This window comes from Bifidobacterium sp. POST2/T3 (B1), from assembly GCF_058197115.1.
Genome location: NZ_JBVPQK010000431.1, coordinates 1 through 2,171 on the forward strand (window position 1 = coordinate 1; position 2,171 = coordinate 2,171).

Below are 2,171 nucleotides of genomic sequence, written 5' to 3' on the forward strand. Positions count from 1 at the left end.
CCCAGGTAACCGCAGGTGCGCTTGGTCACGTTGCACTTGTCAGGGTCGTCGTTGCCGCATTCGGGGCACTTGAAGCCATCCTCGGTAGGCTCGAAGTCGCCCTCGTAGCCGCAGACGAAGCAGTGGTCGATGGGTGTGTTGGTGCCCAGGTAACCGATGCCGATGTCGTAGGCGTAGTCCCAGACCGCCTCAAGGGCCTTGGGGTTCTGCTGCATGGAGGGGAACTCGCAGTAGTTGATGAACCCACCCGAGGCCAGGTAGGGGAAGTCCCGCTCGTAGCTGAGCTTCTCCATGGGCGTGGGCCGCAGCCAGACCGGGTAATGGAAGCTGTTGGTGTAGAAGTCGTGGTCCGTCACGCCGTCGACTACGCCAAACTTCTCCTTGTCCATCCGGGCAAAGCGGTCAGTCAGCGACTCGGCCGGAGTGGAGTAGACCGAATAGTGGTATCCCTCGGCCTTCTCCCACTGCTTGCAAAGCTGGTTCATCCGGCGCACGATGCTCAGGGCGAACTCCTTGCCTTCCGGATCCCAGCTGTGGTCCTTCATCCAATCCTTGCCGTAGAAGACACTGGTGGCCTCATAGAGGCCGATGTAGCCCAGCGAAACGGTGGCGCGGCTGTTGCGGAAGAGCGTATCCACGCTGTCGGTCGGCTTCAGCCTGCCGAAGGCGCCGTACTGGTAGAGGGTGGGAGCGTTGATGGGCGTGGCCTGCTTGCAGCGCATGATGCGGAACTGCAGGGCGTGGTGGGCCACCTCCATGCGCTGGTCGAAGATCTTCCAGAAGCGATCCTTATCGCCGCGGGACTCCAGAGCGATGCGGGGGATGTTGACAGTGACGACGCCCAGGTTCATGCGTCCGTCCTCCTCGTCCTCGCCCGTCTCGGGATTGGTCCAGGCCTGCAGGAAGGAGCGGCAGCCCATGGGGGCCTTGAAGGAACCGGTGATCTTGACCAGGTTCTCATAGAAGACCACGTCTGGGTACATACGCTTGGTCGAGCACTCCAGGGCCAGCTGCTTCATGTCATAGTTGGGATCGCCCTCGTCTGCATTCAGACCATGCTTGATGGTGAAGACCAGCTTGGGGAAGATGGCGGTGTGGCGGTCCTTGCCCAGTCCGCGGATACGAATCAGGAAGATGGCCCGCTGGATCTCCCGGGCGAACCAGGAGGTGCCTAGCCCGAAGCCCACAGTGACGAAGGGGGTCTGCCCGTTGGAGACTCGGTTGGAGTTGATCTGGTACTCCATGGTCTGCATGGCGTCGTAGATGTTCTTACGGGTCAGGATCTTGGCATAGACCTGACGCAGCCGAACAATCTGCGGAGCATCCAGATCGAAGGGAGCATCCTCGCCGATAGGGGCACGATCGTCCAGGTGGAGCCAATCGGACTCCCTGGCCTTGAGGCCTCGGACGACGTCCTTGGCCACGTCGATGGGCTCCTCGTCCGGCAGGACGGCCTCAGCCATGGAATAGTTTTTCTTGTAGTCCAGACGTGCGTACTTGTCCAACATCTCGTCGCAGCGGTTGACGGTCTGGCCGCCGTACTGGGAGCCGGCGATGTCCTTGATGATCTGGGTGATCTGCGTGGCGGCCGTGCCGATGGACTTGGGCGAGTCCATCATGGCATTGCCCAGCTCGAAACCGTGGGCCAGCATGTCGCCGAAGTCAGGCAGGGAGCAGTTGGTCTCTGCCGTAAAGGGCGAGTAGTCCGCGTCATGGAAGTGGATGTCGCCCTTCATATGGGCATTGGAGACATCCTTGGGCAGCATGGCGAAGGCCGAGGCCTTGGAGACAGCGCCGGCCAGCAGATCGCGCTGAGTGGCGTAGACGTTGGCATCCTTGTTGGCATTCTCGCGCACCAGGGTTTCGTCCTTGCTGGTCAGGCGGTGAACGGCCTCGTTGACATCGGTGGCCTTGGCACGCTGAATGTCACGGTCGAGTCGATAGGAGGTATAGGAACGCGCAATCTCGTAAAGATGGGCATTGACCAAGGCGTGCTCGACCAGGGTCTGGATGTCTTCGATCTTGACCGGGTTGGTGTAGCGATCGGTGATCTCGGACTGGACGGTCAGGGCCATACCCCGGATCTGCTGGCGATCCTCAGGGCTGACCTCGTGCTTGACGTCCTTGAAGGCGGCTTCGATGGCGTTCATGATGTTGACGGGATCAAAATC

Annotated in this window: 1 protein-coding gene; it reads right to left on the reverse strand. The window is 60.8% G+C overall.

Annotation, left to right across the window (positions count from 1 at the left end):
• A partial coding sequence (nrdD, locus tag AC0AP0_RS12485; RefSeq protein ID WP_490430719.1) for an anaerobic ribonucleoside-triphosphate reductase occupies positions 1-2,171 on the reverse strand: 2,171 nt, incomplete at both ends.